The 26,138-nt window shown below is 53.1% G+C and carries 23 protein-coding genes; 19 read left to right on the top strand and 4 right to left on the bottom strand.

Going from position 1 to position 26,138, the window contains the following annotated elements:
- The first annotated feature begins 11 nt into the window (after nt 1–11).
- The 17 genes from XX99_RS24030 to XX99_RS28460 all read left to right on the top strand — a co-directional run bounded on the left by XX99_RS24030 (nt 12) and on the right by XX99_RS28460 (nt 17,514).
- Nucleotides 12–1,322 (top strand): efflux RND transporter periplasmic adaptor subunit, encoded by a 1,311-nt coding sequence (locus tag XX99_RS24030; protein ID WP_050061964.1) that lies wholly within the window; start codon nt 12–14, stop codon nt 1,320–1,322.
- A 13-nt stretch (nt 1,323–1,335) separates the two neighbouring features.
- Nucleotides 1,336–2,232 (top strand): cytochrome b/b6 domain-containing protein, encoded by an 897-nt coding sequence (locus XX99_RS24025; protein ID WP_082125921.1) that lies wholly within the window; start codon nt 1,336–1,338, stop codon nt 2,230–2,232.
- Nucleotides 2,213–3,187 carry a molybdopterin-dependent oxidoreductase gene (locus XX99_RS27880; protein WP_050061963.1) on the top strand — a complete coding sequence of 325 codons (975 nt, stop codon included), beginning with the start codon at nt 2,213–2,215 and terminating at the stop codon, nt 3,185–3,187. The genes XX99_RS24025 and XX99_RS27880 overlap by 20 nt, the downstream gene beginning before the upstream one ends.
- Nucleotides 3,188–3,277: 90 nt before the next feature.
- Complete coding sequence (locus tag XX99_RS24015) at nt 3,278–5,644, top strand: heavy metal translocating P-type ATPase (protein ID WP_050061962.1); 2,367 nt, start codon at nt 3,278–3,280, stop codon at nt 5,642–5,644.
- A gap of 68 nt (nt 5,645–5,712) precedes the next feature.
- The gene (locus tag XX99_RS24010) at nt 5,713–6,849 is read left to right on the top strand and encodes an aspartyl protease family protein (RefSeq protein WP_050061961.1); all 1,137 of its coding nucleotides are present in this window, start codon (nt 5,713–5,715) and stop codon (nt 6,847–6,849) included.
- Between the two features lie 274 nt (nt 6,850–7,123).
- The gene (locus XX99_RS24005) at nt 7,124–7,450 is read left to right on the top strand and encodes a hypothetical protein (RefSeq protein WP_050061960.1); all 327 of its coding nucleotides are present in this window, start codon (nt 7,124–7,126) and stop codon (nt 7,448–7,450) included.
- Between the two features lie 23 nt (nt 7,451–7,473).
- On the top strand, nt 7,474–7,860 hold the full coding sequence (locus tag XX99_RS24000; RefSeq protein WP_050061959.1) for a hypothetical protein: 387 nt from the start codon (nt 7,474–7,476) through the stop codon (nt 7,858–7,860).
- Nucleotides 7,857–8,330, top strand: a complete 474-nt coding sequence (locus tag XX99_RS23995) for a CYCXC family (seleno)protein (RefSeq protein ID WP_050061958.1) — start codon at nt 7,857–7,859, stop codon at nt 8,328–8,330. The genes XX99_RS24000 and XX99_RS23995 overlap by 4 nt, the downstream gene beginning before the upstream one ends.
- Before the next feature lie 360 nt (nt 8,331–8,690).
- Nucleotides 8,691–9,023: a hypothetical protein gene (locus XX99_RS23990; protein WP_050061957.1), complete on the top strand. Its 333-nt coding sequence runs from the start codon at nt 8,691–8,693 to the stop codon at nt 9,021–9,023.
- A 317-nt stretch (nt 9,024–9,340) separates the two neighbouring features.
- Nucleotides 9,341–10,204, top strand: coding sequence for an EAL domain-containing protein (locus XX99_RS23985; RefSeq protein ID WP_184084578.1), 864 nt, complete (start codon nt 9,341–9,343; stop codon nt 10,202–10,204).
- Nucleotides 10,205–10,249: 45 nt separating this feature from the next.
- Nucleotides 10,250–12,145 (top strand): sigma 54-interacting transcriptional regulator, encoded by a 1,896-nt coding sequence (locus tag XX99_RS23980; RefSeq protein ID WP_050061955.1) that lies wholly within the window; start codon nt 10,250–10,252, stop codon nt 12,143–12,145.
- A 339-nt stretch (nt 12,146–12,484) separates the two neighbouring features.
- Nucleotides 12,485–13,033 (top strand): response regulator transcription factor, encoded by a 549-nt coding sequence (locus tag XX99_RS23975; RefSeq protein WP_050061954.1) that lies wholly within the window; start codon nt 12,485–12,487, stop codon nt 13,031–13,033.
- Between the two features lie 310 nt (nt 13,034–13,343).
- Entirely contained in the window at nt 13,344–13,598 is a 255-nt protein-coding gene (locus XX99_RS23970; RefSeq protein WP_050061953.1) for a PqqD family protein, read from the top strand.
- Nucleotides 13,599–13,622: 24 nt separating this feature from the next.
- A complete protein-coding gene (locus XX99_RS23965) occupies nt 13,623–14,996 on the top strand; it encodes a phosphotransferase (RefSeq protein ID WP_050061952.1) in 1,374 nt (457 codons plus the stop codon).
- Entirely contained in the window at nt 14,987–15,385 is a 399-nt protein-coding gene (locus XX99_RS23960) for a lasso peptide biosynthesis B2 protein (RefSeq protein WP_050061951.1), read from the top strand. Before XX99_RS23965 ends, XX99_RS23960 begins: the two co-directional genes overlap by 10 nt.
- A gap of 14 nt (nt 15,386–15,399) precedes the next feature.
- A complete protein-coding gene (locus tag XX99_RS23955) occupies nt 15,400–17,262 on the top strand; it encodes an asparagine synthetase B family protein (protein ID WP_050061950.1) in 1,863 nt (620 codons plus the stop codon).
- 117 nt (nt 17,263–17,379) lie between these two features.
- Nucleotides 17,380–17,514, top strand: a complete 135-nt coding sequence (locus XX99_RS28460; protein WP_260315145.1) for a hypothetical protein — start codon at nt 17,380–17,382, stop codon at nt 17,512–17,514.
- 85 nt (nt 17,515–17,599) lie between these two features.
- Here the strand turns inward: XX99_RS28460 and XX99_RS23950 are convergent, their stop codons facing one another.
- The 4 genes from XX99_RS23950 to XX99_RS23935 all read right to left on the bottom strand — a co-directional run bounded on the left by XX99_RS23950 (nt 17,600) and on the right by XX99_RS23935 (nt 25,309).
- Complete coding sequence (locus XX99_RS23950; protein ID WP_184084572.1) at nt 17,600–19,360, bottom strand: hypothetical protein; 1,761 nt, start codon at nt 19,358–19,360, stop codon at nt 17,600–17,602.
- A gap of 666 nt (nt 19,361–20,026) precedes the next feature.
- The gene (locus XX99_RS23945) at nt 20,027–23,143 is read right to left on the bottom strand and encodes a TonB-dependent receptor (protein ID WP_050061948.1); all 3,117 of its coding nucleotides are present in this window, start codon (nt 23,141–23,143) and stop codon (nt 20,027–20,029) included.
- 124 nt (nt 23,144–23,267) lie between these two features.
- The gene (locus XX99_RS23940; RefSeq protein WP_156186188.1) at nt 23,268–24,566 is read right to left on the bottom strand and encodes a hypothetical protein; all 1,299 of its coding nucleotides are present in this window, start codon (nt 24,564–24,566) and stop codon (nt 23,268–23,270) included.
- A gap of 8 nt (nt 24,567–24,574) precedes the next feature.
- Nucleotides 24,575–25,309 (bottom strand): RNA polymerase sigma factor, encoded by a 735-nt coding sequence (locus XX99_RS23935; RefSeq protein ID WP_156186187.1) that lies wholly within the window; start codon nt 25,307–25,309, stop codon nt 24,575–24,577.
- A 111-nt stretch (nt 25,310–25,420) separates the two neighbouring features.
- On the opposite strand from XX99_RS23935, the gene XX99_RS28725 reads away from it, so the two are divergent.
- Both XX99_RS28725 and XX99_RS28720 read left to right on the top strand, forming a co-directional pair.
- On the top strand, nt 25,421–25,663 hold the full coding sequence (locus XX99_RS28725) for a helix-turn-helix domain-containing protein (RefSeq protein WP_156186186.1): 243 nt from the start codon (nt 25,421–25,423) through the stop codon (nt 25,661–25,663).
- Nucleotides 25,664–25,790: 127 nt separating this feature from the next.
- On the top strand, nt 25,791–26,111 hold the full coding sequence (locus XX99_RS28720) for a helix-turn-helix domain-containing protein (RefSeq protein WP_375782538.1): 321 nt from the start codon (nt 25,791–25,793) through the stop codon (nt 26,109–26,111).
- Nucleotides 26,112–26,138 lie beyond the last annotated feature (27 nt).

Below are 26,138 nucleotides of genomic sequence, written 5' to 3'. Positions count from 1 at the left end.
AAGGTGAAGCCATGCAAAATATAGATAAGACGGAAACGACCTATACCCCGCGTCGCCGCATGATGTGGATCGGCCTTGGCGCAGTTGTAATTCTCGTTGTCGGAGCCTGGATTTGGTTCAGCACACAACACATTGCCAGACCAAAGGCAAAGGCAAAGGAAGAAGCGCCCATGTCCAGTATGTCCGATATGGCATCGATGTCGTCCATGTCGTCTAAGCCATCTCCAGCCAACGACGATGCAATGGACTCAACCCCGTCCAACGCAGGAGTACAGGTAGAGCTTGGACCGGACGATCTAAAAAAGGCGCAGATTCAAACCGCCCATGTAGACATGCAGGAGACGGCCAGCACACTTCGTGTTCCTGGAGTCGTCAACGTGGATGAGTACAAAGAAGTGCATGTCACGCCTTTAGTCGGAGGTGTTGTCAGGCAGGTTCCTGTGGTGCTTGGCGATCATGTGCGGCGCGGCCAGCCGATGGCGGTGATCTTCAGCAGCGACCTCGCGGAAGCCGAAACAGAGTATCTCGCGATGATGGCTGCGCTGGAAGCAGATCACAAAAAGCTGCTACGTACCGAGAACCTCGTCAAGCTCGGAGCCGCCAGCCAGCAGGAAGAGGAAGAGGTGACAGCAGATCATCTTGCACACGAAGCCCATGTGCGCGCTGCGCTGGAGAAGCTGCATTTGTTGGGTGCGAGCGACCGCCAGATAGCCGCGTTGAAACAAGCCGAACAAATTGACGCGAATCTCTCTGTGCCGGCGCCCATCAACGGCATCGTGCTGACACGCACCGCAAACCTGGGGCTGGTTACGAACATGGCGCAGGAACTGTTTACGGTGGCGGACCTATCAACGGTATGGGTGATGGCAAGCATCAACGAGAAGGACTTCTCGACGATTCATGTCGGAACAACTGCTGAGGTAACAGCCCCCGCCTATCCGGGCCGAGTCTGGAAAGGCCGTGTTGTCTACATCCAGCCCCAGGTAGATCCCAGCACTCGCACGGCGCAGGCTCGAATCGAGGTTGCGAATCCCGACGAGAGCTTGCGGCTCGCTATGTATGTGGATGTCACATTCATGTCCGCGGGCGGCAAAGGTCTCACGGTTCCCGACTCGGCGGTGCAGGACATCGGCGAGAAGCGTTATGTCTTCCTTCCAGTCAGTGACAGCGAAGGTAGCTTTGCCGTCCGGCAAGTCAAACTTGGCCCTGTGTCAAACGGTTTCTATCCCGTTCTGGACGGGCTGAAACTCAATGACGAAGTAGTCAAGGAAGGCAGCTTCATCCTCAAGGCCGAAGCTATACGTCAGCATCCCGAACTGTAGAGGCGGTAAGGTCATGGACGAGAGCAACGGGATACGACTAGACGATTCATCGAATCCGCCACCAGAAAAATCATCTCTGCCTGGGGAGCGTCAGGTTATCGAGACTGACGCTCCTGCTCTTGGTGTGCAGGCAGAAGAATCGAACGCTGACCAAGAACCTAAGCCTGCTGAACGAAAGCGGACGACGGTTAGGGTCGAGTACAAGCATTCGCTTGCAACCCGCTGGATGCACTGGATCAACTTCCCATTGCTGTTCGTAATGATCTACTCGGGCATTCTCATCTATTGGGCCGACTCGCAGCACGAAGGGCTCAATGCCCACCACGTCTACCGTATTGGAATTGGAGACTGGACGCTGTTCCGATTCTTCCCGAGGTGGTTTTACAACAATCTAAATCTCAAATATCAGCTTGCGCAGGGGTTGGCATACCACTTCTTCTTCATGTGGTTTTTCGCGCTTAATGGAATCGCTTATGTTCTCTATACCGTTTTGTCTGGAGAATGGCGTAACTTAGTGCCGACGCGGCATTCACTCGCAGGGGCATTTCATGTCGTGTTGCATGATCTCGGTCTCAGCAAGCGTCCATTGCCAGAACAGAAATTCAATGATGCGCAACGGATCGCATACACGGGTGTAGTTCTAATGGGTGTGGGTTCGCTGCTGACCGGACTCGCCATCTACAAGCCAACTCAGCTTCATATCATCACAGCCCTGCTCGGCGGCTATGAGATGGCCCGATGGTTCCACTTCTGGCTGACGCTCTCCTACGTTGGCTTTTTCCTGATGCACGTTGCGCAGGTCATTCGAGCTGGATGGAACAACTTTCGCGCCATGCTTATCGGGTATCAGGTTGTACCAGCCCAGGCGACTAAACGGGAGGAGGTCTCCAGTGGACAAGACGCCCCTTGACATTGAACCCGGTGAAATCCCCCGTCGTACTCGCCGTAGTCTCCTGATCGCTGGAGCCGCAGCCGCCATAGGTGGGGGGCTCTGGAAATGGCTCAATAGCTGGTCCCGGATCGACGGCCTCAATGCGCCTTTCAGAAAAGTTCTGGACTTTAACGCCGCAATCGCACGAGGGCTCTTCCGAGAAGGAACTCGTGCCCCAGAATACGAGCGGTCGAAGGCGGTGCGCTCCTTCCGTCGTAACGGGGACATTGGACTCGCCGATCTGAAGATTGAGGATTGGAGACTTCAGCTCGTCGGTGTTGAGCACCCTGCTTCTTACGTGCAGTACAGCAAAGACATCACCTTATGGATGTACGGAACCAACCCTTCGACCGCAGAGTCCGTAGACACAGGTACCGGGGTGCCTAAGAAACTGGTCACACACGAGGACGATGCCAAAGGCGCTGATGTGACTATGAAACCGATGGAGATGCCGGAGAAGGCTCATCGAAGTATTCCGGGGCTACTGCTCACGATGGCGGATGTGAAGAAACTCCCACACGTCGAAATGGTCACGGAATTCAAGTGCATTGAGGGCTGGAGCGAGATCGTTTACTGGAGCGGAGTGCGTCTGCGTGACCTTCTCGCCGCGTTTCCGCCGCATATCGAGAGCGCCAGCCAACTCTATTCCACCGAATTTGTGGCGGGCCTTCCTGAGTACATCGCCTTCGAGACGCCGGACGGTCAGTATTACGTTGGTATCGAACGCCAGGTTGCGCTGCATCCACAGACATTGCTTGCCTATGAGCTGAACGGTCAAGCTCTGACACCGGACCACGGTGCTCCCCTTCGGCTGGTGACACCCCTCAAATACGGCGTCAAGCAGATCAAACAGATAGGTCGAATCACTTACACGAACACGAGGCCGCGCGACTATTGGCATGAACAGGGATACGACTACTACGCTGGTCTCTAGCGATCTCGGACCGTGGGAGAGCTACAACTAGAGCCTATAAGATCCGGCGGCATTATGCGCCAGCAGTGATAGGGAAGTCAGGAGAAAGATATGGGTCACCGTTCAGAAACATCGGCAAGCCTTGTGAAGGATCCCGTATGCGGTATGCAGGTCGATCCTGCGAAAGCGGCAGGACAGAGTCCGTATCAAGGGGTGACTTACTCGTTCTGCTCACCCGGATGTAAGAAGAAATTCGATCTCAACCCTACGCAGTATGCGCAGTCGGACGCAAGGCTTCCCCTTCTTCAGCCCGACGCCGAGGCGCAAGCGGCTATCAAGCCAGTTGCCTCTGCATCCACACAAGGAAAATACACCTGTCCCATGCACCCACAGATCGTACGCGACGGGCCGGGGCAATGTCCCATCTGCGGCATGGCGCTTGAACCCCGCAATGTATCGGCTGACGCGGCGAATCCTGAATTGCTCAGTATGATGCGACGCTTTTGGATCGGTAGCGCTCTCACTCTTCCACTGCTTGCCGTCATGGTTTCAGATATTCTGCCCTTCCATCCGCTTCAGCATCTCCTGACGAGCCAGTTGCTCGGATGGATTGAGCTTGCGCTTGCGACACCAGTGGTTTTGTGGGCAGGTTGGCCATTCTTTGAGCGTGGCTGGGCTTCGATCGTTCACCGTAGCCCGAATATGTTCACACTGATTGCGATTGGTACAGGTGCTGCTTATCTCTACAGTGTCGCTGCCGTTGTTGCGCCTGGTATCTTTCCTGCCACGTTCCGCGACATGTCCGGCAGTCTCGGCCTCTACTTCGAGGCGGCAACGGTCATCACGATACTGGTTCTACTCGGCCAGGTATTGGAGTTGAAGGCCCGCAGCCAAACCAGCGGCGCGATCAAAGCTCTCCTAGGGCTTGCGCCAAAGACTGCTCGTCGAGTCTCCGAAGATGGAAACGAAGCCGATGTCGCTCTTAGTGAGATTCAAGTTGGAGATCACCTTCGTGTGCGTCCAGGAGAAAAGATTCCAACGGATGGTTCTGTAGTCGAAGGACGCAGCTCTGTAGACGAGTCGATGGTGAGTGGCGAGCCAATTCCGGTCGAGAAAACAGAGGGCGCAAAGGTAGTCGGCGGCACGATTAACGGAACCGGAAGTTTCGTGATGAATGCGGAGCGGGTTGGTGCCGATACGCTGCTCTCGCAAATCGTAAAAATGGTGAGTGAAGCACAGAGGACACGCGCTCCTATTCAGCGGCTTGCAGATACTGTCGCTTATTATTTCGTTCCCGCGGTCATAGTCGCGTCTGCCATTACGTTTGTTATATGGGCAATCTTCGGGCCTCCGCCCCACTATGCGCACGCACTGGTGAATGCGGTAGCTGTGCTGATTATTGCCTGCCCCTGCGCTCTCGGACTGGCTACCCCGATGGCCATCATGGTCGGCACAGGCCGCGGGGCCAGCGAGGGAATACTGATCCGCAATGCTGAGGCGCTGGAGATTTTTGAGAAGGTGGACACCCTTGTCGTGGACAAAACCGGCACCCTCACCGAAGGAAAGCCGCGCCTCACGGCGATTGTCTCGGTAGAAGGTTTCGAAGAAGCCCCGCTCCTCCAGTCGGTAGCCAGCCTCGAAAAGGCCAGCGAGCATCCGCTTGCTGCGGCCATTATTGCTGGAGCCAAGGAGAAGAATATCGAGTTAATCGCAGTGGGAGAGTTTCAGTCGATTACGGGAAAAGGTGTCACTGGAACCTTAATGGGCAGGCGAATTGGAGTCGGAAACGCTGCTCTTATGCAGGATCTTGGTGCCTCTTCCGACACGCTACAAGAACGGGCGGAAAGTCTTCGCAAGGAGGGCCAGACGGTTATGTTTGTCGCATCTGACGGTCAGTGCGCTGGTCTTATTGCGGTCGCTGACCCTATCAAGAAATCGGCCCTTGAGGCCATTCAGCAGTTGAAGCAAGAAGGCATTAAGGTCGTCATGGTCACGGGTGACAACCACACAACCGCCGCTGCCGTCGCCCGAAGGCTCGGAATCGAGTTTGAGGCAGATGTGTTGCCCGAGAAAAAGGCGGAGGTCGTCAAGAGGCTCCAGTCACAAGGGGCAATTGTCGCTATGGCCGGTGATGGGGTAAACGATGCGCCAGCACTCGCACAGGCGCATGTAGGAATCGCCATGGGAACAGGGACGGACGTGGCGATGGAGACAGGAGGCATCACGCTCGTGAAAGGCGATCTTCGCGGGATTGTGAAAGCCAGACGGCTAAGTCAACGCACGATGAGCAATATTCGCCAGAACCTGTTTTTCGCGTTTTTTTACAACGCTCTGGGGGTGCCGCTTGCGGCAGGTGTTCTGTACCCGTTCTTTGGATTGCTGCTGAATCCCATGATTGCGGCCGCAGCCATGAGTTTCAGCTCAGTCTCAGTTATCGCGAACTCCTTAAGGCTACGAACAAGTTCACTCAAACGGTAGATGGTGGGATATTGATCGCATTCACACTCGCACACTGCATGAAATCCACACCACGAGTTCTCGGAAGAATGCTGCTGTTCATATGTCTCAGCGTCCTGAACGGAATTCTTATTAGGGCGGCGGATGCGCAGTCGCATAACATCGACGGTACGTTCTTGGTAGATGCCAGAGTGAATGGATCGCCGGCTATTCTACTTCTCGACACAGGTGCAGAGCACTCTCTTCTTGATCGAGAGTTCGCAGAGCGACTTGGTCTCCACCCGGTTGGAAACGCGGATATTCTGAGACCTTACTCCTCGGATAAGACCGAGGTTATGCTCGTAACTGATCTCGACACCCTATCCATTCACAGCAGAAATCTAAGGGTTTTGACGGATGATTTGACAGCAAATTCCAGAGCGCTTGGGGTACACATCGATGGTGTCGTGGGAAATGATTTCCTTCGCAGATTTACGGTCACATTTGATTATTCTGCAGGGTCCGTTACGTTCGACCATTCATTCGGTACGCATCATGGTCTTCCCATCAAGCTGCGTAGCGTTGGAAATCGATATTTCGCGTACCTGAACTTCGGGGGAGTACCGTTGAACTTCCTGCTTGATACAGGCACGAACTTCAGCGCTCTGTCACAAAGCGGATGGGCGAAACTGAACCAGAACAAAACAATAGTCTCGCTCATCGATGGTGTTCGTTCACCGGGCACATCGGTGACTTCTAAGTTGGTGTGTATCCAACAGGTGACTATTGGACACACTTCCTATCGGAATCTGCCAATGAGGGTACAGCCACCGACGTCCGTCGGCTTCTTTGCCGATCCCGGGGTTGACGGTCTACTGGGGAGTGATTTTCTAAGGCAATTTATCGTTGTGCTTGATTTGGCGAATAACTCCCTGTATCTCAACCCTGACCATAGTTTCAAGGCAGATCAAGACAGATTCTCCACAATCGGTATTCAGTTCGCAAAGGATGCTACGGGAGCCTTTGCTGTCATGGCGGTCTGGAGTCCGACTCCCGCCTCCGACGCAGGTTTCAAAGTGGGGGATGAAGTGCTCTCAGTCAATGGATCAAGCACGACAGGAATGACTCAGGATGATCTATCGAAAGAATTGCATGGAGAACCGGGGAGGAGGCTTCAGATGGAGATCCGATCAGGCTGGGATTTACGCACAGTTGATTTAGCGATAAGAAATCTTATTTGCCAATAGCTTCTTATTGTCACGTAAGGACAACTCGCGAAGTCAGCGTTGCTGCTAATTGCTAGTCCTGGCACGACCATCTTCAATCAAAATTTCACTCTCGCAATAATTGCGACCCTGACTTTCGTAGCTCATCGAAAGCTGCCATACAAGAAAGCATCCTTTTCGCCGGGGCGGGTATCACCGATGACCGTGCCGCTCCTGGCCAGCATCCTTGGGCAACCTAAATCACCGATCAAACTCAACCTATACCTATCTAACCCGTAATTCAAGGAGAACTCTAATGCGTATACGAATCTCGGCTTTATTCCTATCTGTTGCTCTATCCGCTGTTACTGTCTCCGCTCAAGCAAGCCAGGTCTTCACCGGGGCGGTGAGCGATGCAATGTGCGCTGGGCACCACATGATGCAAGGAAAGGGTCTTGCACAATGCATCCGGGAATGCGTCAAGCAAGGGTCTGATTTTGTCCTTGTCAGCAAGGAGCAGATCTACAGCCTGAAGGGAGATAAAGCGCAGTTCGACAAATTCGCCGGACAGAATGTCACCGTCGGAGGGGAGGTGTCCGGCTCCACGTTGACTGTCGAGTTCATTGAGGCAGCCAAACAGTAAGTGACGTTGGAAGGAGAAAAAATATGTCGATCAACCATAGATTCCTGGCGTTGTCTCTGCTGCTGATTCTCGGCATTTCGGATGGCATGGCAGAGCAGGCGTCCAACATTTCCATAGTTCTTACAAAGAAACAAGCCAGAGCGCTGGAAGCCACTGCCGCTACTCCACAAGAGCATCTCAGCCTATCGGTGTACTACCGAGAGCAAGCCCGAAACCTCGGAGAGAAAGTTCGGTATCACGAAGAGATGGCTGCGATGTACCGAAAGAACCCGCTGCCGTTCGATGGGAAGATGGCCGTCCCAATGCAGCGACATTGTGAAGACTCGATCTCTGACTTTAGCAAACAGGAGGAACGAGCCACTATATTAGCCGCCTTCCACGAGGAGAAGGCCCTTGGAGCTAGACCATGAAGCGCACGAAACAGAAGGCGAAAGTTGCGAATTGGAAGTTCGTGCTCATTGTAGCCGTTGTAATCGTTGTTCTACATGGTGTCGCGTTTTTCCTTGTGCTACACCACCCAACAACTCAGGTGCTAGCGGAATCCATTCCCCGCTATTTTGCAACCATCGACAAGGCGAAGCCGCTACCTCAGACGCTCGATCCTAAGAGGTTTTCAAACCGTGATGTTGCAGCGGCCTACGAGTCGGCCAAGGAGATTCCCGAGATCCTGGCCCAGCAGCCTTGTTATTGCCACTGCGATCGCAACGCAGGCCACCGTAGTTTGCTTGACTGCTTTGGTAGTCAGCACGGGTCAGAGTGTGACATCTGCGTGAAAGAGGCGTTGTTTGCACTGCAGGAACACCGTAAGGGCAGGTCGGCGAAACAGATTCGCACTGAGATTGCTCATGGTGATTGGAAGACGATTCAATTTCAGGACTGAATGTTAAGGAGACAACCCACAAGGAAGACAATTTTGCAAAGCAACACCCACCGATAGATGGAGTCGATGTAAGGCGCTCTGACGGGACCTACGCCGGTCGCACCAAGGAGGAAAATGACACCGATACATAGCGAGAGTGCTCTATTGCTGTTTAGCTGTCTGGGCAGTTGGGAGGGACTCAAGTCCGTGATCCTTATATTGCTGTGTCCCGCAGTGATGTATTTAGCGATGCGTGACATGAGGAAACAACTCGATCGTGACACCAAAGCGCAATAGAGATGGATATTAAATCGCTGAACAAAGCTGGATCGGTCAGCGGCAACCGCGGGCAATTTAACAAATCACAAACAAGGAGAACGCATGAACGGCAAACTAAGAGTTCTGGCAATTGCGGGATCGATGAGTCTGACCTTCGCAACTGCAGCGTGGGCGCAGCAGTCCAGCACGAACAACGATCAGCAAATGCAGAATATGCCAGGCATGCAGATGCAGAGTGGCCAGACGCAGCAAGACCAGGCCACGCCAAAGGATTCGACGACGGGGGGCTGCCATAGGCGTACGCAGGCTAAGAGCGAACAGATGGATGGCGGCATGAAAACGATGAACACGACACAGAACACACGCGGGAAGTGCGGCATGAAGAGTTCCAATGCCATGAGAGACGAGAGGCAAAATACTCAACCACAAAACTAGAACAGTACTGCGGATTCCGTATCTGGCCTTGGGATTCCTTTCATATGGCCGCTCTTAAAGGCGCGGCCATATGAAGCTTCCGAGCATGTAACCGTTGACTTCTCACTTCAATCGATTAAAAAGGAGATCCTCGATGAAAGCCCACGGCTTTGTAGCCAGCTTTTCGTTGCTGGCAGTTTTCGTAACTCTGATACCGCTGTCGGTAGCCGCCTAGAGCAAGGACGATCGTGTCCAAACAACTTGAGCCTGAACGATTTTTTCCCGCGACGGAGAAGTCCCTTAAAGGGCGTCAGATTTAAGTTCTTTGGCTAGACAGGTTGAAACTTTCTCAGAAAGGTTCTTACATCATGACGTGCGACTTTGCTGCAACTTCAACCAACCGGATAAGTCGTCTCCGGCAGATCGTGAAGAATGGACTGACCTCAAGCTTTCAGTCGATCTATAAGGTCGGCGACCTGAAGCCATTTGCCGTAGAAGGATTCATTCGAGGCCCGATTGGAACTGCGCTTGAGGCTCCGGAGAAACTCTTTCAGGCGGCACAGGAGGCTGATACGCGTGCCGCACTTGATGAGGCGGCTTACACGCTTGTCCTTCAGTCCTTCGCGAAACTTCACTGGCCCGGTAAGCTCTTTCTCAACATAAGACCAAATACTTTGTTGGCTTCGGCTTTCGCTCTGACTCATCTCCAGCTTGCGATCAAGAACGCGGGCCTTCATCCCTCTCAGATCATTCTCGAATTTACGGAACATGAACCAATTTTGTCGCCGGATCTTCTGCTCAGATTGATCGACCCGCTACTGGATCAGGGAGCAACAATATCGCTCGATGATGTTGGAGCAGCCTTTGCCAGTATGCGGGTCATCTGCGAGCTTCAGCCACATCTCATCAAGGTGGACCGGTTCTTCATTGATGGGATCGCGAACAGCCTTGTCAAACGAAGCGTGGTTCAAAGCTTCGTCAACCTAGCATCGGACATAGGCGCGCAGGTTGTCGCCGAAGGCATCGAGCAGGGCGAGGATGCGCAGGTATCCATGCAACTCGGGATCGGTATCATGCAAGGCTTCCTCTTTGGAAACCCAAGTGCGAAACCTGAGTTTACCCCTCTTCCTGAAGGATTCTGGGGCTCCCTTCGTTCTGCTCGACCGCGGAGACCGAAGTGCAATGCGATCTTGAGTACGTAGATGTGCCAAAGGAATTGAACTCGTGAGTGCAAAAGGCTGCTGTGTATGTTGCAACTAGTGGTTTTGTTAAAGAAATATCCGGCCCTCTCCATCGTTTTACGCTATGGAGTCGCGATCGCTTCAGCCGCAGGAGCGTTCGCGATCGCGCTTTTTCTACAGTCTCTTCACATGCGCGACCCCTACGCGTTAGTTTTCTTAGCTGCATTCTGGATTGGCGTCTGGTATGGAGGCGAAGGGCCTGGCATTCTTGGACTCGTTCTTTGCACGTTGGAACTCACCATGTTCCTTCATTCTCAGAACGGACTGTTTCACATCGGCAGATATGATGTTGCAGTCTACTGTCTTTACTTCCTCTTCGTATATCGGATCTATCGATTCAGTAGATTGCGCCGGCGCATCGAATCGTCTTTGGAACAGTCACGAGACCGCCTCGAGGCAGAGGTACAAATACGGACAGCCGAGCTCCGCCGCCGAGACGCCTATCTGACGGAGGCAGAGAAGATTAGCCGCACAGGGAGCTGGGCATGGAACGCGACGACAAGCAAAGGGTTTTGGTCGTCGGAATTACTTCGCATCCTTGGTTTTAGTGAGGAATCCGACTTAACTTTTCCGTTTGGCTACTGCGAGAGTGTTCACCCAGACGACGAACCCGACCTGCATGCTATATGGCAAGAAGCACTTCAAGAAAGGATCGAAATTGATCACAAACATCGCATTTTGCGATCTGACGGTTCAATTCGGCACGTCCGATTTCTTGGAAGACCGTTTCCTACCTGCAATGCGGAGACAGAGTTCATCGGCACGGTGACCGATGTGACGGAGCAGCATGAGGATCGCGAAGCACTGCGCAAGTCTCTCGAAGACAATCAGGTGTTGCTTGAGGAGAATAAGAATTTACAAGAAAAACTCCGCAAAGAAAACATCTCCCTGCAGGAGCTCAATCTTGCACTGCAAGGAGAACTTGCCGCAATCCAAAGGGTAAAGTTCGAGAAGATTGTCGGCGGGTCTCCAGCACTCCAGCGGACACTCAGCAAGGTGGAGCAGGTAGCTTCTACCGACGCGACGGTTCTTATTACCGGCGAGACTGGCACAGGCAAGGAACTGATTGCTCAGGCAATTCATGAAAACTCGAAACGTTCGCGCATGCCATTCCGCAGTGTCAATTGCGCGGCCGTCCCCGCAACGTTGATCGCAGAGGAGCTGTTCGGCCATGAAAAAGGAGCGTTCACCGGAGCTGACCGCCAGCGCGTCGGACAGTTTGAATTAGCCGCAGGTGGAACTCTGTTTCTGGATGAAATTGCGGAGATCCCGGTTGAGATGCAAGCCACGTTGCTCCGCGTACTTGAGGAGCGCACGTTTCAGCGCGTAGGGGGGACAAAAATCATTTCAACGGATGTACGCATCATTGCGGCCACCAATCGCGATCTCCATGCTGCCATGCGATCTGGTGAGTTTCGCCAGGATCTCTACTACCGGCTGAACTCCTTCCCTATCGAAGTACCTCCTCTCCGAGAACGGAGGGAGGACATCCCTCTGCTGGTCAATCACTTCATTGGTGTCTCCGCGGCAAAGCACGGAAAGACCATTCGGAATATTGAGAAGCGCGGAATGGAATTGCTGCGTTTGTACGATTGGCCGGGAAACATTCGGGAACTAAAAAATGTGATTGACACATCAGTGATCGTTTCGAATGGAGAGGGTCTTTCAATCGACGAAGAACTTCTGTTTGCGACGCGGCCTACGGAGGATGCGCCCATGGGTTCGCTGCAGCGGCAGATGGCGAGTTATGAGCGCATGCTGATCGAACGTGCGCTTGCTGAGACGCAGGGGCGTGTTTACGGGCCGTCCGGGGCGGCGGTGATGCTTCATGTTCCTCCGTCGACCCTCTCGGCAAAAATGAAGACTCTCAATATTGATCCCACGAAATTCAAAGGTCGGTAGATGCTGGGCGGCTCATCAGAATTCAACCCACCTCTGGTGCTGAAACGCCACATGGACAGAGCTGATCAGGGAAAATTTTGCTGGTGAAGTGGGTAAGAGCAATACCCACAGATAACGAATTCGACCAGTCGTGGGCGCTTCATCCATCCGTCTGGCTTGCACGAACAATAAGTCAGCATCGAGAATGCATGTTCGATCACTTTTGGGATAGCTGTGGCGAATCCGCGCCAACTTGGGAAAGTTATTGCACATTTGAAATTTGGAGCTATCCTGCTGGCATCTGTACAACGACGGCGTGCTGCCACCCTGCCTGTCGTTCATCTCTTGCGGTGACTCCCGATGAAACCGACCGATCTGCCTTCGCACTTTCATCGCAACCCCCCGCTGAGCAGCGAGGATCGACCAGGGAAATCCGAAATTCCTCTTGAAGATCGCATGCGCGTCCTCCTGTTCGGCTGTAGCGCGGACGATGCGCAGCACACGCTGAAGTTCGGAGACCGCATGGAGATCGCATATCTTCCGAGTTACGACTTTAAGGAGATTCGGGACGAAATTGAGAGATTCAACCCGCAGCTTGTTACTTGCAGCACAAGTGTCTTTCTCCTTGGCCTTGGTTTTCAGCCCTCAGATGTCGCGGCACCCAATGGCGAACACACATCTGCAACTCCCGAACTAAGTTCAATTCCTCACGTAGCGCCGCGAGAGATGAAAGTTCTGACCATGCTCGCGAGGGGCAGAACGAACAATGAGATTGCGGTGACACTGCGTGTCAGCACCCGCACGGTGAAACGAATCCTGAGCAGTCTCTTCGAACGATTCGCAGCTGCTAATCGGACAGAACTAGCCAGTCGCGCGGCCAAATTGCGCTTGCCTCAGAACGACAACTGAGTTTTTCTCACTTAGTTTTTCCACCGACTCATCCGTGTTGCTCATCACCCAACGTTGCTTATCGAGCTGTTGCGTGTCGCTAGATATCATCTAGCACCTCGCATAGCGCGTGCTCGTAGGTCATGTGATGCCTGATGAAGCTTGCAACGCTGGCCCGTTTGGGACGAAAAAAATGGTCCATACGGACCTTGTTCGCCACCATAAACCAGCGCATTCTTGAGAACATTCGCAGGTTGTCGGCTCTCTTCTCCCAGATCTGTGGATGTACAGCCTGTATCCGGCGAATCACAGAATTGATCGAGGTGCTTCAATGCTTTCGTTGCCTTCTCACCTTTGCACCGTGGTCAATCAGGATGGCGCCGCCGTTCTGGATGTTTCGCGCAATCAAATCAGCACATTAAATTCCACCGGCGGCTTTGTCTGGGAACGGCTACAGCAAGGGCAAACAGTAGAAGAGATAATTCGGGGTCTTGCGAACGAGTCCAACACCGACCTTGCAATTGTGGAACGGGGAGTACAGGCGTTCCTGGAGCAGTTGAAATCGGAGCGTCTGCTGTCCATCTGAAGCAATAGCACCCGACATCGAGGCATGGCCATGAATGTCAACGACCAACACGTTGAGCAGGAAGAATTCCGAGTCGTTTTGGTTCTGCCATGGTCTGGGCTGATATTGGCCGAGAGGCATGGAAATAGTCTACCGTTGCCGCGAATAATCATAACCAGCCGCGCTCGACTTGCATACCAATTCGAGGAGACCGCTCGGCAACGGTGGAATACCGCCATAGTTGTCATCGATATTCTATTGGGAGAATCCAACGTCTCCCCCTGTGCTGTCATCGAGGTTCGATCACGGTGTTGGCAATTTACAGACTATGGTCTTACGTCCATTCCTATCGAAGCCTTCGGAGACACAGACCTGAGTCCTTCTGAGTGCCTCACCATCAAGAAAATCATTGCCGGCAACATCGAGAGCCGCGGCCCTTTTTCGAGGATTGGATGGCTTGATGATGCTCAAGCGTGGGTTCGTCACACAGTTCAGGATGATGACCTCCGGTTCGATACCATCCGGCAATACACTGCTACAGGTCACTTTGCTCTGGTTCGTTTTGAGTCATCGCGCGGCTCCATTTATTGGATGAAAGCGGTGGGTGTGCCGAATACACACGAACTGCAAGTGACCCAGGCTATAACGCGCTGCTGCCCTCGGTTTGTGCCACCTATTCTCGCGGTGCGGTCTGATTGGAACGCATGGATCTCGGTCGATTCTGGTCAGCCAGTAGGAACCTTCTCGTGTTTCGCTTTATGTCAGCAAGTCGCTGAGAGTCTCGCACAGATGCAGCTTGCAAGTGCTACGCATATCGAGGCTCTCAGAACAAATGGATGTTTTGACCTCAGATCATCAGTGGTCCTCCGGCACATGCCGGACCTGGTTAGCTACCTAAAGGCTGCGATGGCAGACCAAACGTCCGCTAAGGTCGAACCGATTACGCCTATTCGCCTCGACGAACTGGCCAGCTTGTTATGTCGGGCGTCGGAAGCTATCGAATCATTTGGTATTCCGAACACGCTGATACACAACGATCTAAACCCGGGGAACATTCTGTTTGATGGTAGAAATGCTGTCTTCATCGACTGGGCAGAGGCATGTATTGGGATGCCGTGGTTCACCTTCCATCATCTTTACACCGAAGTGGTGGAAAGAAACGAAACCCACGCAAATCCCGTTCAATTGAAACGGGCGTACCTGAATCATTGGCGCCTCTTTCTTGATGAGTCTCAGATGGAACGTGCATTTGTCCTGAGCAGGCCATTGGGCATAGCCTCTTACCTGTTTGGCCGTGATCCTGCGTTTACTTCCCCATTACGGCACAGTAGCTCTGTCCAGAGGTATGCGCGAAGTCTCGCCCGGCACATCGATCGCATTGCACGCACCCGGACATTTCAGGAGGCGTTGTGCAGCTGACTAAGTTCACGCGCGTGAATTTGATAGTGCAGAGTTGGTTGCTTTTGGCACGCATCGATCTCGTTATGAAATTCCGGACATCCGAAACTCTTCGCCGAATTGTGCGCGGCTATCCAGTACATACCTCTCGCAGTTCCCGCGAAGTGACCATCGAGTCCTTGTGTCATGCCATAGACATTGCCTGCGTCTTTTACTTCAAACGGGTGTTATGCCTACAGTGCTCCGCCGCGACTGTGATTCTTATCCGGAAACACGGCTTTGGGTGTGAATTGGTGACCGGAGTGCAGATTTTGCCATATGAATTCCATGCCTGGGCGGAAACCGACGGTGTGGTGATCAATGACAAGCCGTATATGCACGAGATCTATCAGACGCTGGAACGCTGCTGACTGGAGCCCTTGACATGAGCATCATATTCGGAATTCGTGAATCGCCCGGCGCTTCAGTCTCGGAACAGGAACTTCGCGATCTGGCACTGCCGACTGAGCGCTATGCAGCTGATGGTCTGGCCGTATATTCGCACGGCAGGGTCGGCATGGGATTTCAGCCGTACCATACACATCAGCGTTCGCGTCTCGAGACCGGCCCCTTGGCTGATCAGCGGGGGTCTCTTGTAGCTTTTGACGGCAGACTCGACAACTATGAGGAGCTTTGTCGTGAACTGCGGACCGATGGAGAACTAAGCGATACGGCCATCATTTTGGCTTCATACCTTCGCTGGGGGCGAGAATGTTTTTCTCATTTCATTGGGGACTGGGCGTTGGCACTGTGGTCTGGTGCGGAACAAGTGCTGTACCTCGCAAGGGATCATGCCGGCACGCGAAGTCTCTATTTTAATGACCAAGATGGAACGTTGGTGTGGTCGACATATCTGGATAGTTTTTTCATCGGGGTTCGGCCCCGAGAACTGGACGAGCAGTATGTCGCGTGTTACCTGGCGGCGTCTCCGGTACGAGAACTAACCCCGTACAAAGGCATCCGGTCAGTGCCTCCGGCACACTATCTGATGTTCGCCCAACACTCACAATCCCAGGCTGCACATTGGCAGTGGATGAGCAACCGAACGGTGCAATATCAGTCGGACCGAGAATACGAGGAGCATTTTTTTGCTCTCTTTGAGAAGGCAGTTGAGCGGCGCGATCAACCCGGTGCCCCCATTCTTGCGCAGCTAAGTGGAGGAATGGACTCAACCTCTATTGTCTGCATGTCCGACTACATTCGGCGTTCACGCAACAACTCGCCAGAACTCTTGGATACAGTCTCATTTTTTGATGACTCGGAGCCCAACTGGAATGAGAAGCCATTTTTCACTCTAGTAGAGGCGCGTAGGGGCAAGACGGGGTTTCATATTGAGACCTCCTTTCGAGACAGATCCTTTCATCCTCATAACCCTGCTAGAGGGAGCTATTTTCTGCCGGGTGTCGACAGTGCAACTGTGGAAAGGGAGCAGAGAATCATGGCGGAATTGGGCGGCGCAGAATATAGATGCGTGCTCTCAGGCGTCGGTGGCGATGAGTTGTTAGGTGGCGTTCCGACCGCAACTCCGGAGCTTGGAGACTACCTTGTCGCGGGCAGACTCTCCGCGTTGCTAAAGAAGAGTCTGGAATGGAGTCTGATCGATCGAACACCAATCATCCATATCCTGTTCGAAACTGCGAGATCGGTAGTCGACCTGTATTCGCCGATGTCGACCCCTGACGAAGCCATGCCACCGTGGATGTCAGAAAAGCTTCGCCAGGCGTGTGCCAGATTGACCCGAGAGGATACTTTAATCCGTGGAAGGTTTGGTGTGCGACCGAGCAGTGTTGGCAGTAGCCGTGCATGGTGGTCGGTGATGGAGACGCTGCCTCATCTGTACCCGGGCTCACTCTCCCGCCCAGAATATCGCTATCCGCTTCTCGATAGAGATCTGGTCGACTTTCTCCTCAGCGTTCCTAGAGAACAGATTCTACGTCCGGGGTACAAACGGTCCCTCATGAGGCGTTCGTTGAGAGGCATCGTGCCGCGGGAGATTCTTGATCGCAGGCGAAAGGGCTATCAAATTCGAGGACCATTGGCCGCGATGCAACAGTCCTACACCGAGATTGACACTCTTCTTACTGGCTCCAGAATCGCGGCGAGTGGCCTCATCGATATGAGCAAGGCACGGCAGGCTCTGGAACTGACTGGGCGGGGCCATGAGGCAAAATGGTGGCGCCCTTTGATGCGTGCGATCAACCTCGAATTGTGGATAAGAGGCAACGAATCGATATTGGCTGTGCACTGATCGGTGGATGCCATCCTCTAACTTTCTGCTCCGTACATTGGGGCAAACAAGATCCGGACGATGAAGACTGCATGTCGGTCTGCGTCGCACGGAAATCCCGAACACGAGGTAATCACCATGAAATACGTCGAACCGCGCATCACAAACGTCCTGAAGGCGGACTCCGTCATTCAAGGCATGTCCAAAGACTCAATCCATGCCGAAACCGGTGTGCTTCCAAGCGACAGCCCAGCCTACAGGGCCGACGAATAAAGCACTTGAGATCATACTTTTTTGCCGGACGGTTGCGATGAACCACATCCATGACAGCTGGTCACGCTCACACGGTGACCAGCTGTCATCTTGCCAATTTGAGCTGTTGCCAGCGCATGTACTTTTGCTGCTTCGATGGATCGGGGTCTCTGTAACCCTGGAGCCAATAGCGAAACCAATCGACATCACCCTGCTGCGACTCGAAACGCTCCAGCGGATTCTGATGAATGTGTTGCCCGTTTGGAAAGTAGATGAGGTCGACGGGCTTGTTCTGGGTTTCCAAGGATGAATAGATCTCCCATTCTCCAAGAACCGACGTCGACCCAATCGCTTCAATGCGGAGTGGGGTGCGAATGCGGTCAAGTTGGAAGCCGGGCGCGAGCGCAAACCAGGTTTTGAGGCCTTCGCCAAAAGGACGCGTCCCGATGGTCGTCTCGAATTCCCGCTCCAGAGAACGAGAACTGACTGCAGAAAGGTGATATTGCATATAGCTCATGTCCAGGCCATCTGCTATCGTCGCTGCAGCAAAACGATCAGGCGCTTTGATCAAAGCATTCTCGACGTACCAGCACGAGAAGCTAAAACCTACTAATCCGACCCTGTGGCGATCTACGATTCCATCGTCACTTAGACGATCGATAGCGCTTTCCATGCCTTTCAATTGCGCATCCGCTTCTGCCACATCGAATGTGTGTGGGAGCTTTCTCTGTATCTGCAGGACGACGATTCCCGCACCGGCCAGCGCCCGTGCAGCAAATGCGGTCGGCATCATGCCATCCGTCATGAACTGCCGTTCGTTGAAATTATAGATCTGGAGTACAAGGGGATAGCGCTCGCCAGAGATATAGTCGGGAGGTTTGATCAACCCGCCCTTCCATTCATAACCACTATCGTCTTTCCAGCGGAATACAGATGCCAGGCCCAGTTGCTGCTTGACCAATCCTGGATTCGGATCCCACAACATTTTGCTTCGCCCGGTACGCTGGTCGGTAACCCAGAGAGTTGGAGGTTCGTTCAGCGTTTGTTTCACGATAATCCTGAGATCATCCCCGGTCGATCGATGCCGTTGTTGTGGCTGGTACGTGCTCGGAGCGACGTCATCTGGCGCTCTGTTTTTCCATTTGACTCCTGTCCATACGTAATGCCTCGATTCGGTACCTCCCTGGACGAACTTAACCTCGAATGTGACCTCATCCTCGTTTCGGCCGAACGCGAGAGCGCCCGGAAGCGGTGTGGCATCCTCCTTCTCAAGCTCAGAGATAGTGACTACACACGAAGATTTCATCGCGGGAAGGCGCACAACGGCAACGGCACACGGTCGTAGTCGCTCTGACCGTTCCATTTGATCAGGCGTATCCAATGGAAGAAAGGTATTCGTAAGCAGAAGGGCGTTTTCATTAGCTGACCAGACCGCTCGGGTGTCATTGCTGTAACCGAGCGAATAGCTCTGTGGAGCGTCAATGAGGGTGCGTTCGTTTCCTGTCACAAGGTCAACAAGTGAGTATTCCTTCAATCGCCATACATTGGTGGCGGCAGTCATCCCGGGATCATGGTTGGTGATTCGGAATAGCCCCTCCCCTTTCTGCGGCTCATAATTCACCCACGAGCTTTCTATCCGAGTTATAGGACGCAGGTGAACGAGCATGTGACCTTTGGGCGAAAGGGAGAATGCTTCTGGAAGCCAACTGATGTCGCGGATTGCGGCAGAGGGCACGCGCTTTGGCACTGGCTGAGCTCTCTCGGCGTCTACAAACCACATGGTCTGACTAACCGGTGCCGGTTGGTTCTGCGGGAAGAGGATCTCCTGTAGCGATTCGCCAGTGACACCCCGCGCATCGCTATTCAATTGATCACTCTGTCCTACCCCAGAGTCTGCATCAGTCTGAATCGACTTCCACGCACTGAAGACAACTGCCTCCCTCGTGAAGTCAAACCTCTCCACGTTATATCCGGCAGGCGACAGTGGCACCGATCTGCCTCTGTTTAAATCGAATCGATAAAGTCGACGATCGCCAGTCGATTCCTCAGCGGTGAAATAGAGCGCCGAAGATCTGGGAGCCCAACGGAGATCACTGATAACGGCGCTGTAGGCAGTAGAGCGTTGGCTACGGATGGAACCGGTTATCTTGATTGTGGTGCGGGGCTTTGGTTGCGACGAGGAGGATCCCTCGGCGAGGAAAGCTCGACAGTCTGCAGTTGAATATACGGAGAGCGTAGACTCAATCTGATCCGATTTCAGAAGGCCTCGCGAACTCACGACTGCGAAGTAGCGATAATCTGGCGAGAACCTCGCGGTAGCGCCGTCTGTCAGGGCTGAGGGATCATTCAATCGGACCATCGCGATGTCGTCCTGTACTGACAAGCCATGATCATTGGCGTATCCGATCGGAACAGCAAGGCCTACAAGGGCTAAAGCGCAAACGAGGCGGCTCTTCATTCTCATCCTTCCGTTTCGGTAGTCCTGTCCGCCAGCGTTCGCGGCGACAATTAAAGACAGATCTCCGGAATCGCTTCAGAACAGCAGCTTGAGTGCAAATTGCATGGACCGCGCACCGCCCTGCTGATATTGCGAGGCGACTGTTCCAAGGCTGCGGTTCAGCATTTGCGTCGCCTGACCGAAGGTTGCGTCTGTATATGTAGGGTCAACGTAGCCAAAGTTCGGATGGTTTAGAAGATTGAAGGCTTCTGCCCGAAACTGCAGTGCTAGCGCATCATGCAGATGAAACTCTCGTCTCGCGGCGAAGTTGATTTGTGTTGCCCCAAATCCTCGAACAAAATTTCTCGGCGCATCACCTTGAATTCCCGTAGGAGGAATAGTGAATGCTTGGGGATTGATGATCCTTCCACCTGGATATTGTGAGCTATGTAAATAGAGAGGTTGATTCGCGACGAAGCTCAAACCCGAGTAAGTCTCATTGCCGGTGGCCGGATCGACGTAGGCAGATCCGGTCAAAGGAATCGGGAAAGCGCTTCTCGCGATTACCCTACCATCTAGTCCCCATCCATTTAGGAGTGCATCCGCGAGCCTGTTGGTCGACACTTTTGGCAAATCCCAGCTGAGACCTGCCTGAAGACTATTCCGGACGTCGTAGTCAGAATTTCCCCGCATAAGCGGCAACGTGGCTGAGGTGGATCCGAAATCCAAAGAGTGTGACCAGGTATACGAGGCGAGAACTTGTAATCCGTGTGACACGGAACGCTGAAACTGCCCTTGTAGCGCTTGATAACTCGAGGTGACGCCCCCCGGGAAGTAGAGAACACCGTTGAAATTGGAGTTTAGGCTGTTCAGATATAGTTCCTGCATATTGACAAGCCGCCGTCCATTGGCACCGACATATGAAATGGTGAACGTCTGCATTTTCCCCAATGCTTGCTGAACGCTTGTGTTCCACTGCAATGTGTAGGGCTGTTGAAGATGTGAGGGAAAAGCGTAGATTACTGCGCTGGTGTATGGAGCGGTCGTAGTCACAGGGAACAAGAGTTGAGCTGAAGTGAACGGGAGTGAGGATCCGGAATAGATCTGCGAGGCGCGGAACCCAAGACCAAGGTAGCCCAACGCACCAATCTGGTTGAGATTATCGAAGAACACACCCCCACCCGAACGGACTACTGTTTCGCGGCCAGATTGCCGATGCGCCGTCCATGCCACTCCAAGGCGCGGCGCGAAGTTATACCAGGTTGTCTTCCACAATGGGGTTCCCTGTGGGGCTACCGTCAATGACGCAGGGTTGCCGATGCTTCCTCGAAGAGTGTAGGCGTCATGGCCATGAGCTTCTGTCGGCGGCGGGTTTACCTCCCAACGAATGCCGAGCGAAAGTTGGACGCTGGGTGCAACACGCCACTGGTCTTGCGCAAAGAGGGCAGTTTCGTTGAACACCGGTGTTGCAGCAATAAAGCGAGACACGTCGGGGTAGTCGGCGAGGTTATTGAGAAGCGATTGTGGACTCAGATATTCGACGAGGATCTGCGGGTCGGCCGGTCTGAGAGGTGAAATGATGTGTCTGTAATCGACACCGAACTTCAACTCGTGGCGGCCCGCGGACATGGTGAACGTGTCCACGAGATTCCACTGCCGCCCGAAGTTGGTCGAGTTTGGAGCAGTGAACAGAGAGGTCCCTATCCCTGGGATCGACAAATATATCGCCGGATAGGATCCAGAGAGAGAACCGGCTCCCATCGCAGCTGCGAGATTCACGGGCGTGGCTCCGCCGAAATTATCGACCACTCCTACATTCGACGAAGCCGTCCTGTCATATCCGAGACGCCAATCGTTGTTGAAGCGCGTCGAGAACTGACTTGATAGGCCCAACGTGTAGGTCTGGATATTAGTGCTGCTCTCTAGTCGGGCAAAGTCTGGGCGAGAGGTGGTCGAGCTAGGAGTATAGCCGTACCTGAAGAATGCCGAAAGGTGGTCGCCAAACGTATGGTCTATGCGAACGCTCGTCGAATCAATACTGCTTGGAAGTGAGAATGGCGCGATGAATTGCGCGAGATTTGGGCTGACCGAATTTCCATAGTCAAGGCCGTTTGGGAGAGGATAGGCATTCAGAATTGGCTGAATTGCTGCGGCCGCCTGCTGCCTCATAAAGAGATCCGGAACATACTGGATCGCAGCGGCTGTGGGCTGTGTCAAACGCAGCCCCTCATAGGAAACAAAGAAGAAAGTATTATTCTTTCCGTTATAAATTCCAGGAATCCACATCGGGCCACCGAAAGTACCTCCGAAATCGTTTTGGCGAAGAGCGGAAATCGGCTTGCCATAGTGGTCATTGAACCAATCATTCGCGTCGAAGAAATCATTCCGCAAATAATCAAATAAGGTCCCATGAAAGATCTTTGTGCCGGAGCGGGTTACCAGCGAGAATTGGCCGCCGGGTGATCGACCATACTCTGCTGAATAGGTTGAGGTTTGAACGCGAAATTCCTGAAGTGCGTCGACTGAGATGAGGCTCTGCGTCGTCCCCAGGGCCGTCGCGCCTCCGAGCGCGCCCCCAGTCGCGGCCCCTGCTCCTCCGTAGCCATCTCCCGATGCAATGTTCCCAGTCACCCCGTCGATTGTGTAGTTGTTCGACTCAGTTCTTTGACCGTTCACGGAGAAGTCGCCATTATCGCCAAGAGTTGATCCGGACTGTGGACTCTGCGTGACAACTCCGGGCGTAAGTGAGATCAGATCCTGAAAACTCCGGCCATTCAGCGGGATATTACTTACTAGCTTTCTATCGACAACTGTCCCGACAGAAGCATCGGTCGTGTTCAAAAGCGAGGTGCCAGCTTCAACCGTAATGCTTTCGGAAGCAGCGCCAATCGGCAAAGTGAAGTTGAGAGCGACAGCGCTCTGAACGTTCAAAACGATGCCCGGTTTAATAAGTGTTTTGAAGCCGATCTTGGATACCTGCAGGCGATACTGTCCTGGAGGAAGAATCGAGACGGTATAGATCCCGGTCCCGTTTGTCTTGTTGGTGTAGTGAATGCCGGTCGTTTCGTTTAAGATCACGATTTCGGCGTCAGGGATGATTCTTCCAGAAGGATCTACCACCAGACCACTGATTGTCGCGTCAGTGGATTGGGCAATGGCAAGTGTTGTGACGCAGAGGATAAGCAATAGCAGACGGGGGCATAGGTGTTTCACGCGAAGCTCCTCGGGCAGACAGGGTTGATGATGTGGCACTCTGTCTACGGAGGGTGCGTGTATTTCTTCTCAACAAAAGTTCGTCTCTGGTCGGTGCGGAGGAGGATTTTAATGCCGGCGATGTTTACGGATGATTGGGTGTCAGTCGGAGATAGGTGAATAAGAGCGGTTTGCCACTGGGTTTAGAACTCTCTCCATTGGGCTCGACTGTTACAAACACTGCATCAATCTGTGCAAGTGTTATAGGATCGTTCGACTTCAGAATCCATCTCTTCTTATTCTGGTCGTCCTGATAGAAGACTCCGAGATTGATATCGTGTTGCTGATCGATCCCTTTACGTCCCCATGCCTGGAAGGTGCTTGCGAGCTTCACTCCCGGCTGCTGATCTAGGTCATAGGCATAGAAGACCAATGACTTTCCCTTCGTATAGAACACTCTTCCGAAGGGTTTCTGGGTCTTGCCGTTCTTGGCTACATCGTAGATCTCGGCGATATATAGATCGCGAGCTCCAATGAGGTTGCGGATGTCACGGTCATGATCGAGCAATTCCTCATGTTGAGCGATCTGCTGATCCTTCTCTCGCATCGAAGCAGTGAGTTCACTCACCTGCGCTTGCAGCATTTGTGATTGCGCCCCGCTCTGGGAGTTCTGACTGACAGTGGCGTTGAGTTTGTCCTCTAGATTCTGCGCGTTGGTCTGTGCGAGCGACAGTTGCCGTTCCAACTCAGCGTGATTTTGCGAGTCGCGATCCAAAGCTGAGTTACTGTCTGCCAGTTCGTTTTCTAGCCTGTTGAGCTGCTCTTTCAGTTGGACGACTTCCATTCCACTCGACTGGAGCTGTTGGCGCAGTTCCACTTCCTTTTTTGTTCGTTGCTCACTCATTAGTGGGGCAGGAGAAGGTGGGACACCGGAGTGATTGAGGTCACGTTGCGCATTGCCCATATGTGACGTGGGGAGATCGGCAATCTCCGACGAGCTGCGTCCTTTGAGAAGCCCGATTCGATAGCCGGCACAAGCAGCAACGATAAGGAAGACTGCGGCCCCAGCATAGGGCCAGGGGAGCCCTCGCCAGTTGAAAGCCCGTGCGGAAGGTTGCGGGTCCTTTTCTGGGGAGATGTTCTCCCGGTCAATCCTTGCCATCAGGGACGCTTCTGCTTGCTCGATCGACCAGGAATCAGAAGTGTAGCCGTCACTCGCCTGAGCGAGATGTACAGCCAGCGCCGGAAGCGCCGTAGCGATGACGCCGTCATACTGAGCTTTGATTTCCCTGCAGCTGGCGCAAATGGATAAGTGCAGCTCGAGCTGCCTCCACTGTTCGCTCGTCAAGGCATCAGTGGTCGAGAGCGCACAGAGTTCGATGAAGTAATCATCGCAATGCGCTGGCGCGAATGCTTGGACGCCTTGATTGGGGTCATTGTCCACAGTTCTGTTCACTTTGACCGCAATTTCCTTGCAAAAGCGGACTTGCGCAACTTTTCAAGGCCGCGGTAGTAATGGTTGTAAGTATTACTCAAAGTCTGCCCCAAGCGTCCGGCAATCTCATCAAATGTATATCCCTCGAAGAAATACAGTTCGATGGTTGAAAGTTGGGACGGGGAGAGAAGTTCCCTGAGCTTTTCTGCCCAGTCCCTTCCCCAGACATCTTCCAAAGACCACTCGGAAAAGAGAATCTCATATCGACGGTCCGCCATGTTCAACGCGGCATCGTCGATTTCCTGGCTCGTATAAAAGTGGCGCGTGATGAGATGACGGCGGCGATCGAAGGCTCGATGGTAGGTGACCTGCACAATCCATGAACGGGCTGTACCGCCCGATACGTTGAAGAGCGCAGCCTTGCGATAGATGAAGATGAAGATTTCCTGGACCAGATCTTCAGCCTCCGCTTCATTTCTTAGAATGCGGTAGGCGACGTTGCGCACTGTGCGGGCGTGGCGGCGAAACAGGATGCCGAGAGCTTCTCTTGTTCCCTGGCACACTTGTTCCAGCAGCGCCTCATCCGAAATTTCAGTGATCGGGATGACGGTACTGGCGGAAGCTTCGTATGTGTTGTGTCGGACGTTATCGGGGGGATCTGAAGAAATCGCTGCCGCACCTTGCACAGTTCCGCGAACTTCCGATGTGCTCGCCAGAGCGTCCGGGAAAAGGGCGGCTGCTTCAGAACTCATAGTCGCCTGCCAATCGTCCAAATTGAAAAGCAGCCTCTAACATTCAGTAAATCCCATTTCATGAACTCAGAGATCATGTTCTATGCCGAGAAAATTCCAGACACTTGATTCGTGTCCAAACTACAAGTTCAACTCGGGGCGAGGATACGGGAACTGCGTGATTCGACGGGAATGAGCCGAGAGGAGTATGCCGCGAAAGTGCGTCTTAGCTCGCGCCGTATTGCATCTCTCGAACTTGGAAATGGTTGGCCAAAACCGGCTACGCTAGAGCGCATTGGAAAGTCTTTTGGCATTGAAGTTCGAGACTTATTTGATTTTTCTTCTTCGCGTCTGATCCCTCGAAAGCCCCTTTGAAATAACCAATAACTCCTTACTTCAAAGCGCTGCGATAAGGGTTTCAACAGTTTCATGAAGCCTAGCATCATAAAATATGAACTTCAAGATCATTTTATAGGAACAAATAAGTAAAGACACTTTAGAGGTGCTCAATCTCAGAGTGTGGCTCGGACTACGACTCGAAGAACTGAGGAATTGGTCGCATCTGAGCCGTGATGGGCTTGCAAAGCTCACTGGCCTTGATCCCAGACAGATCGCCGATTACGAACGGTATGGCGTGTGGCCTGAGCCTGAAAACCTCATTAAGCTTGCCGATGGCCTAGATATCGAAATACACGAGATCTTTGATTTCACTGAAACGCGAAAGCGCTCGCTTCTTCCCTTGGAGGAACGACTTGCAAAACGCGGGCACCGATCTGATCGAGGTCGAACACGATCATCATCAATGAAGCCAAAGAATCAATGAGTCAATATCATTCCATTATGGAACCAT

Source organism: Silvibacterium bohemicum, assembly GCF_001006305.1.
In the GTDB taxonomy this organism is placed as follows: Bacteria; Acidobacteriota; Terriglobia; order Terriglobales; family Acidobacteriaceae; genus Silvibacterium; species Silvibacterium bohemicum.
This window is presented reverse-complemented; position numbering and strand designations above follow the sequence as displayed.

Excerpts from the sequence above, each read along its gene's own strand:
- XX99_RS24010 (WP_050061961.1), top strand. The coding sequence starts at position 5,713 with ATGCTGCTGTTCATATGTCTCAGCGTCCTGAACGGAATTCTTATTAGG.
- XX99_RS28460 (WP_260315145.1), top strand. The coding sequence starts at position 17,380 with ATGAAATACGTCGAACCGCGCATCACAAACGTCCTGAAGGCGGACTCC.
- XX99_RS23975 (WP_050061954.1), top strand. The coding sequence starts at position 12,485 with ATGAAACCGACCGATCTGCCTTCGCACTTTCATCGCAACCCCCCGCTG.
- XX99_RS24000 (WP_050061959.1), top strand. The coding sequence starts at position 7,474 with ATGTCGATCAACCATAGATTCCTGGCGTTGTCTCTGCTGCTGATTCTC.
- XX99_RS23990 (WP_050061957.1), top strand. The coding sequence starts at position 8,691 with ATGAACGGCAAACTAAGAGTTCTGGCAATTGCGGGATCGATGAGTCTG.
- XX99_RS23955 (WP_050061950.1), top strand. The coding sequence starts at position 15,400 with ATGAGCATCATATTCGGAATTCGTGAATCGCCCGGCGCTTCAGTCTCG.
- XX99_RS23935 (WP_156186187.1), bottom strand. The coding sequence starts at position 25,309 with ATGAGTTCTGAAGCAGCCGCCCTTTTCCCGGACGCTCTGGCGAGCACA.
- XX99_RS24030 (WP_050061964.1), top strand. The coding sequence starts at position 12 with ATGCAAAATATAGATAAGACGGAAACGACCTATACCCCGCGTCGCCGC.
- XX99_RS23995 (WP_050061958.1), top strand. The coding sequence starts at position 7,857 with ATGAAGCGCACGAAACAGAAGGCGAAAGTTGCGAATTGGAAGTTCGTG.
- XX99_RS23965 (WP_050061952.1), top strand. The coding sequence starts at position 13,623 with ATGGCCATGAATGTCAACGACCAACACGTTGAGCAGGAAGAATTCCGA.
- XX99_RS24025 (WP_082125921.1), top strand. The coding sequence starts at position 1,336 with ATGGACGAGAGCAACGGGATACGACTAGACGATTCATCGAATCCGCCA.
- XX99_RS24015 (WP_050061962.1), top strand. The coding sequence starts at position 3,278 with ATGGGTCACCGTTCAGAAACATCGGCAAGCCTTGTGAAGGATCCCGTA.
- XX99_RS23970 (WP_050061953.1), top strand. The coding sequence starts at position 13,344 with ATGCTTTCGTTGCCTTCTCACCTTTGCACCGTGGTCAATCAGGATGGC.
- XX99_RS23980 (WP_050061955.1), top strand. The coding sequence starts at position 10,250 with ATGTTGCAACTAGTGGTTTTGTTAAAGAAATATCCGGCCCTCTCCATC.
- XX99_RS24005 (WP_050061960.1), top strand. The coding sequence starts at position 7,124 with ATGCGTATACGAATCTCGGCTTTATTCCTATCTGTTGCTCTATCCGCT.